Genomic DNA, 8616 nt, shown 5'->3' with positions numbered 1-8616 from the left:
ATAACATAGATCTCGGATCCAAGATCCAGTTCTAATCTCATCCACCTCCCCTACCCCGCTCTCACGGGGTAGGGCCTATGACCTTTATTCCTGGAATATCTCGAACAAAGTATGAAAAAAACAAATACTTCATCTGATGTGTGTCCTTTTCTTTATTACAAGGGTTACTCCTGGAGAAAAATCTGATCACTTGCAAGACCAATATTTATATCTTGTCCTGCTGTATCTGTTCCGAATACGTAATAAGATGCATGTAAACTTTATAACTATCCGTGTAGTTAAAACCTTGATCTTCTAGAAGCTTCTTATCTTAGATCGTCATCTAAACAGAGGATGTCCTCTTCATTTTCCTCATCAACATACAGCAACTCTTGCTTTATTTTCCTCTTTCCCTTATGTCAAATAGAGCCGCAAAATATGCAGGGAATACTAATGAAAAACTCTATTTATGGGGTTTTACTGTTTTCCTCTTTTGCCTTATCCACTGCTACCAAACTTCTTGCAGATGCCGACTCTATCAACCTTGCAACTGGATTCAACGGCTCCACTAGTGAAACTTTCGATGTTAAACAAACAAATAATGCTGACGGGACAACATATACTCTAACTAGCGCGATCACATTTGAAAACATAAATCAATTAAAACCAGAAAATACTAGCTGTTTTGCTAATACAGCCGGGGATCTAACTTTTGCTGGGAATCGACGACTTCTTTATTTCAATAATATTTCATCCACAGCGAAAGGTGCTGCTATTAGCACAACTGCGGATGGTAAGACACTCACAATATCAGGGGCCGTACAACTGATTTTCTACATGTCTCCAAGGTTAGATACAGGGAATGGTGCCATTTATTCTAATAGTTCTGTACTAATAGAAAATAATTCTGAAGGTCGCTCTGGACTGAATAGGTCTACAGGAAAAGGCGCCTTTATTTATTGTGAGAAAAGTACGGGTGTAGGAGCTACATCACCTACATTAACAATACGGAATAACGGGGACTTTCTTACTTTAAATAATGTAGCTACTGGTTCTGGAGGAGCGATTTATGCTGAGAAAATGATCTTATCCTCAGGAGGATCTACAAAATTTCAATCCAATGTTACCCATGATAGGGGTGGGGCAATTGCCATTGCTGCTAATGGAGAAATTAGTCTATCCGCCGATAAAGGAAATATAATCTTTGAAAGAAACGTTAGATGGGCAAACAACCAATATACTCCCAACGCTATTCACCTAGAAGACAATGCGAAATTTCTTCAATTACGTGCTGCTAAAGACAGATGCATATTTTTTTATGACCCCATTACAACCACTGGATCTGTTGCAGATCGGTTAATTATTAACAACTCGCAAGGAGAAGCCTCTACTTACGATGGGACGATTGTATTTTCTAGTCATAACTTTTTCATTCATTCCCCTGAGTGTAAACTCTCTTCATTTTCTCAAGATCTTACTCTAGCGGCAGGATCATTAATGTTAGCAGAGGGGGTATGTGTACAAGCTCCGTCCTTTGATCAAAATCCTCACTCCCTACTATTCATGCACCCTGGGACGAAGTTACAAGCTACCAATAACATCTCAGTAAAGAATCTCCATCTCAATCTTAACAGAATAACAGAAGAGCCGGCATATATAACCACAACAGATGATGCTTCTAGCGTGGACATTAGCGGACCCGTAGTTATGCATATAGATGATGAGATCTTCTATAATCAGACAGCATTAGCGAACGAGTTGTCTGTAGAGTGTTTAAATATCAGCTCTCAACATCTCGACAATATCACTATTGATGGCATTCCCGAAGCGCCTATAATTACATTAGAATCGCATCGTGGTTATCAAGGCACATGGAAAATCTCTTGGAAAGAGCAACCTAAACTTACCTTCGGAAAAGCTACTGTCTTACCTAACAAGCAGATGCACCTTATTTGGAAACCTTCCGGTTACGTTCCTTTCTCAGGGGGGACTGGAGAGTTTACGACATCTTTAGTTCCTAATAGCTTATGGAATCTCTTTTTAGATACACGCTTTTCTCAACAAGCTATTGAGAAACATGCTCTATCTTCAGGTAACGGTATTTGGATTTCATCCATGACCAATTCTTTTCTTAAAGGTTCTACTAACAACAACCACGGCTTTCGTCATAAGAGTTCAGGATATATCGTAGGAGGGAAAATACAAACACTTCAAGATGATATCTTTAGTGTAAGTTTTGCTCAGCTATTTGGGAGATCTAAGGATTTTGGATCCGCAACGTCTAAGGATAAATTCTTATCAGGCTCTTTCTATGCTCAGCATTCTAGATGCTTACTTCCTATTATGAGATTCCTTGCAGGAACATCAAAATATAAACCGCGATTCTTACTGAGTATTCCTAAGGATCTTCCTATCAATTTTGATGCCCTTGTGAGTTACAGTTATGACAGCAACAACATGAAAGTCAAAAACTCTGACCGCACACAAACAAGAGGTTCATGGAATACCCATGGATATAGTGCGCAAATCGGTAGTTCAATTCCTTTTGTTTTGGATATATCTCATACCTTTTTCCAATATGTATCTCCTTTTATCAAACTGCATTGGATACATGCTCATCAGGTGCAATTTCAAGAACAAGGAATAAAAAGACGTTCTTTTAACAACAGTAATTTAAAAAATCTCTCATTGCCAATTGGTCTTAAAATCCAAGGACAATCACTACATCATCTCTCTTATGAACTCACTGGGATGTACATTACTGATCTATATCGTTGCAATCCTGAGAGCGTGACTTCATTAATCTCTGGAGGCTTACTCCCCTGGACAACAACGGGGACAAATCTTGGCAAGCAAGCAGCTCTGTTGCAAGGATCGAGTAACGTTTCTCTTACATCACACATCAATGTCTTTGCGCAAGGGACTGTGGAATTCCGTCGTTCCTCTTATAGTTACAACATGGATTTTGGCAGCAGGGTGCATTTTTAACAATGTAACCCCCTACCACTTGGGAAGGAGTGTTCATTTGTAATAGCAACCAAACACTGAACTAATCTGCTTTTTTGATTCGGTATAACTTTCCGAGTTATGCCTATTCCTAAAAGAAGAAACTTTTTTTCCTATAAAACAACAGGGAATGTATTATGAGAAACTCTATTTATGGGGTTTTAATCCTTTCATCTTTTACTGCATCTATAGCTTTTGCAAACGCTGAAAACTTAGACTCTTCAGCGGGTCTTGACGGTTCTACAGGAGCTGGGCAATTTACTGCTAAGCAATCCTCGCAAGCAGGAGGAACTACCTACACTCTAACTTCAGATGTCACTATCAAACATGTCAAATCAACAACTCCTGCAAATACCAGCTGTTTCAAAAATTCTACTGGCAATGTCACATTCATCGGAGGAAACTATTCTTTAATATTTGAAAATATCGTCTCTACAGCTCAAGGAGCTGCCATCAGTACAAATACTGATGGGAAAACACTGACGATGTCTGGGTTCAATTGTTTATCCTTTATTGCAGCACCCAAAGTAACTACTGGGAATGCTGCTATTTACAGTATAGCCTCTACAACAATCAAAGAAAACAATCAGGTGGTTTTTGATACAAACCACTCTACGGCAGCGGGCGGCGCTATTCATTGTTTAAAAACAGGGGCAACAGCAACAACACTCACTCTAGAGAACAATGCTTCTATGATCTTTAGGAATAACTCCTCAGCAACTACCGGCGGGGCTATTCATACTGATAAATTTGTACTTAAATCTGGAGGAAATACTTTATTTGAAAATAACCATGCCACGCAAAAAGGTGGGGCGATTTCCATTGCTGAGTCGGGGGAGATCAGTTTATCTGCAGATAAAGGCAGTATTATCTTTAAAGGGAATACCTATACAGACGCAGGGAATAGAGTCAACAATGCGATTTATGTGGGGGCAAATGGTAAATTTTTAAAACTCGAAGCGAAAAAAGCGCAATCTATTCTATTTTACGATCCTATTCTTGTTGAAGGAACAGCGGCTGACAACCTAGAAATCAACAAAGCTAATGGAGCAACAACTTACACAGGATCTATTGTCTTTTCAGGCAGGCATATAGATAGTCCTCATAAAAAAATGAAACATGTTTCTAAATTCACGCAACCTTTGACCCTTTCTGCAGGATCTTTAGTTTTAGAAAAAGGTGCTCATTTAGAAGCCAAATCGCTAACACAAACTGCAGGGTCTAGAATTATCCTAGATCAAACTTCGAGCATAAAAGTCAAAGAAAACATTGACATTAAAGAACTATGGTTAAGCCTTGATGAGTTTGTGGAACCTACAGCAGCAAATATCGCATCTTCAGGATCTGCTCATAACGTTACTGTTAAAGGTCCTTTGGGGATCTTCGCTGATCAAGAGACTTTTTATAATAACCATGCTCTTGCTAATAATGTCGATCAAGAGCTACTACAACTTGCTGACAAAGACATAACAAAAATCTCTTTAGTAGATGTTCCTGAATCTGTAAGAGAAAATCTTGACACCCATCGTGGATATCAAGGCAGTTGGACTATAGATTGGAAAACGATTCCCGGTTCTACATCTGGAGGGGTTACCATTTTTGGCACTAAAACAGCAACTGTACATTGGAGACCTACAGGATACATTCCTTTTGGTGGTGCGAAAGAAATTACAACACCTTTAGTTCCTAACACCCTATGGGGGAATTTCTCAGACATCCGCAATTTAGAAAGAACCGTAGAGTCTCTAGCTACGAATTCTCTTTGTTCTGAAGGATTCTGGGCTACAGGAATTAAAAACTTTCTATATGCTAATGGTGCAGAAAAAAACTACGTTTTCCAACATAACAATGCTGGCTATGCCATCGGTATAAATAAACATACTCTGTCAGAAAATGTATTTTCTGCAGCATTTTCTCAACTATTTGGTAAAGATAGAGATGATGCTAAAGGTCAGGTAGAACACCAAACACTTTCAGGATCCTTGTATGCGCATCACGTAAGTGCTATACCTATGTTACGTTTCCTCTGTGGTGGCTCTACAAATTGCGTTCCTGAACTGCAAACCTCTCCTTTCATTCCTGTTATTCTCAGCGCTCAACTCAGCTATAGCCATAGTAATAACAATCTTACAATAACTCACGAAGATAAAACAAAAACGACAGGAAACTGGTCTAATTACTCCCTAGCTACCGAATTAGGATCTACATTTGTTTATACTTTGAGTAAATGTCCCGCGATACTCAAAAATGTATCCCCATTTATCAAACTCCAAGGGGTGTATTCTGAACAAAGGAAATTCACAGAAGAAGGTTTACGTCGCTGCTTATTCTCAAGTACATATTTAGCTAACCTTGCTCTTCCCATGGGGATTAAAATCCAAGGTATCTGTCCTAGAGAACTTTTTGCCTATGATCTTTCTGCCATGTATGTTCATGATATCTTCCGCATTAACCCTGAAACTATGACGCTATTCTTAATTGGAAGATTAGCTCCATGGACAACACCGGCAACAAATCTAGATAACAAAGCTCTAGTTGTTCAAGGTTCTGGACGATTCTCTGTTAGACATAACATCGAAGTCTTTGCCGAAGGCAACTGCGAACTACGTTCTTCTTCTCATAGTTATAACTATGATTTCGGTGCTAAAATACATTTTTAGATCTTCCTCTCTCCCTGCTCTTTAAAGAGCAGGGAGTATTCCCTATTTCTCCTCATACGCTCTGATAAACTTGAAATTTTTTATTTTTTTTTCTATTTCGCGGGTTAGCCATTTGTAACCCAAGATGCCTCATGAAACTTTCCGTTTATGGGTTTTTACTCTCATCATCGCTACTCTCTACCCACATCATACTTGCTGAATCGTCTCCAAATGCTGCCTCCGGGACATCAGAAACTACTAAAGCAGTCACGAATACAGACTTATCTACCGGTTTTGATGGATCTATACAACCAGATGCCGGATATACATCAAAAGCAACAAACAATGCTGAGGGGACCACTTATACTCTAACTACAGATATTTCCTTTTCGAACATTACCACTGTTACTACAGCAACAGATCAACCTCTAAGAATTAAGAGTAACAATACTGAAGGAAGCTGCTTTACCAACACTGCGGGGGATCTTTCCTTTGCCGGTGCTTCTCATTCTCTAACATTTACCAATATCTCCCTCACAGGACAGGGTGCTGCTATTAGCCATACAGCATCAGGTAAAACATTAAATTTATCTAATATCTCTAACCTCAAATTCTCCTCATGTCCAGGGGATAGCGTTTCAGGTAAGGGAGCCATTTTTTGCCAAGGCTCCTCAATACAAGTAACGAATAACAATAACGTTATATTCTCAAATAACCACTCTACAGATAACGGTGGGGCTATATGTTACGCACCTACCCCCCCCGAACTTCCGGAAGCAGAAGTTACCTCTTTAACTAAACTAAAGAACGCCAATTCATGGCCAACTCCAGCCTCCTCTGGGACAATTCGCTCGAGCACTAAATCAGAAGAAGCTGCTGATAGCGTCTTTACCTTTGCAGGAAACTCTGGATTAACATTTTCTGAGAATTCTTCAGACAAAAGCGGTGGGGCCATCTATGCTAAAAACCTTACCATTACCTCTGGTGGCCCCACCTTATTTACCAATAATACGGCCAAGGGAACAGGCGGGGCTATTGCGATTGCTAATAGTGGGACTCTCTCATTAACAGCAGCATCTGGAGATATTATCTTCAGAGGAAACACAGACCAAAATGGTACTCCAAATGCTATAGATATAGGATCGCAAGCTAAAATTACCAACTTACGAGCATCCCAAGGAAGATCTATTATTTTTTATGATCCCATAACATTTAACTCGAGCTCAGACACTACAAGCACGCTTAAAATCAATGCCCCTGACGCGTTGCCTTCCGAAAAATTTGCTGTTCCAAGCACAGAAAAATCGATGATCAGAGCCGAAAGTGATAGTCAACCAGCACCCCAAAACTATACAGGGTCGGTGGTTTTCTGTGGGAAAAGTGATACAAATGCTAAAGGAATAACCAATATCTTCTCATTTCCCTCCCCTGTGGAGCTCACTGCAGGGGCATTCGTTTTAACAGATGGTGCATTATTCTCCGCGGACTCCTTCACACAGGCAGATTCAAACTCTCACGTCATATTGGAACAAAACACACAGCTACAGGCTTCAAAATCCGTGGATCTGAAAAACTTGTGGGTAAACATTAAGAACCTAAATTCTTCTATGTTTGCAAGAGTCAGTGCTACAGGAGGTTCTGGAAATGTTACTGTTTCTGGTCCGATTATTTTTACTGTTTCTGACCCGGATTTTTATAAAAACCCTGATCTTGCACAACAACTGAGTAGAGAATTTTTAAAAATATCAGCTACAAAAGGCCAAGTCACTGTTTCCAATGGCGATGCGACCAATGACAAAGAGGAGGCACACTTAGGTTATCAAGGCATATGGAAATTAACTTGGGAGGACTCTCCAACAGCAGGCTCTGGAAATGAAAAAGTTGCCAATTTAAAGTGGCAACCTTTAGGTTACATTCCCACTACTGAAGACACACAAAGCCACACTTCTTTAGTACCTAATAGTCTATGGGGTATGGCTGCTGATGTTGCGGCGATCCAAAGATTAATTGAAGGTGTGGCTAACTCTGCAACACACAAGGACATCTGGGGGGCTGGATTCTCCAACTTCTTTAAAGGAAAGAAAACTAATAAAAATCGCAAATTTCGTAATTTTAGCTCAGGCTATGCTGTAGGATTAAGCTCGCAATCTCCTGATGATTTTAAATTGTGTTTTGGTTTTTGCCAGCTATTTGGACGAGCTAAAGATTACGGAGGTGCAAGGATTCATGAAAAAGTTCTTTCCGGTTCTCTATACACACAATATTCAACAGAACTCTTACCTATTTTAAAAGTCCTTGCAGGGACCTCGGTGTTTAAACCGAAAATTTTAAAACAGGTCGCTGATGATTTCCCAGTAACATTCCGGGCGCAATTTGGTTATTTTTATGGGGATAACTCCATGAAGATAAAATACTCTGATGCTACACAAACGCACAGCTCTTGGGGAAATCATTGTTACGCAGGAGACGTAGGCTCATCTATAACTCTACCTATAAAAAGTAAAGACGGCCTTCTGCAAAAGGCAACGCCATTTGTAAAAGTGCAAAGCGTATACATATATCAAAAAGGCTTCCATGAAAAAGGTTTGAGAAGGAGAGCTTTTAATCATACTTATTTGACGAATATCTCTATACCTTTAGGGCTACAAATTCATGGGGATTCTCTATCTAAAGATCTTCACTATGAACTTTCTGCGGCTTATGTAGGAGACGCTTACCGCCATAATCCTAAAAACACTACCACACCTATTGTTACAAATGTGGTTACCCAACCATGGATAACAACAGCTACAAATCTACAAAGACATGCTGCAAGATTCCAATGTTTTGGGGATTATGCGATTACCTCCTATATCCAGCTGTTTGCTCAAGGTAGTATAGAACTACGCAAATCTGCAAAAAGCTACCACACTAATCTAGGTAGCTCTATACACTTCTAAATGCTTGTCCCTGCTCTTTATGAGCGGGGATATCTTTAGAAAAATCTATTTTT

Annotated in this window: 3 protein-coding genes; all 3 read left to right on the top strand. The window is 39.7% G+C overall.

Annotation, left to right across the window (positions count from 1 at the left end; genetic code table 11):
- The first annotated feature begins 432 nt into the window (after positions 1-432).
- The 3 genes from E1N70_RS03435 (at position 433) to E1N70_RS03425 (ending at position 8563) form a co-directional block, all read left to right on the top strand.
- Positions 433-2967 carry an autotransporter domain-containing protein gene (locus tag E1N70_RS03435; RefSeq protein WP_208638296.1) on the top strand — a complete coding sequence of 845 codons (2535 nt, stop codon included), beginning with the start codon at positions 433-435 and terminating at the stop codon, positions 2965-2967.
- Positions 2968-3122: 155 nt separating this feature from the next.
- Positions 3123-5645: a polymorphic outer membrane protein middle domain-containing protein gene (locus E1N70_RS03430; protein ID WP_131744139.1), complete on the top strand. Its 2523-nt coding sequence runs from the start codon at positions 3123-3125 to the stop codon at positions 5643-5645.
- Between the two features lie 131 nt (positions 5646-5776).
- On the top strand, positions 5777-8563 hold the full coding sequence (locus E1N70_RS03425) for a polymorphic outer membrane protein middle domain-containing protein (RefSeq protein WP_131744138.1): 2787 nt from the start codon (positions 5777-5779) through the stop codon (positions 8561-8563).
- Positions 8564-8616 lie beyond the last annotated feature (53 nt).

Origin of the sequence: Chlamydia buteonis (assembly GCF_900634605.1) — a bacterium.
In the GTDB taxonomy this organism is placed as follows: domain Bacteria; phylum Chlamydiota; class Chlamydiia; order Chlamydiales; family Chlamydiaceae; genus Chlamydia; species Chlamydia buteonis.
The sequence above is the reverse complement of the archived record's forward strand: the minus strand, read 5'-3'. Positions and strand labels throughout refer to the sequence as shown.

What these genes read in the sequence shown, in the direction of transcription:
- E1N70_RS03435 (WP_208638296.1), top strand. Translation starts at nt 433, where the DNA reads ATGAAAAACTCTATTTATGGGGTTTTACTGTTTTCCTCTTTTGCCTTA.
- E1N70_RS03430 (WP_131744139.1), top strand. Translation starts at nt 3,123, where the DNA reads ATGAGAAACTCTATTTATGGGGTTTTAATCCTTTCATCTTTTACTGCA.
- E1N70_RS03425 (WP_131744138.1), top strand. Translation starts at nt 5,777, where the DNA reads ATGAAACTTTCCGTTTATGGGTTTTTACTCTCATCATCGCTACTCTCT.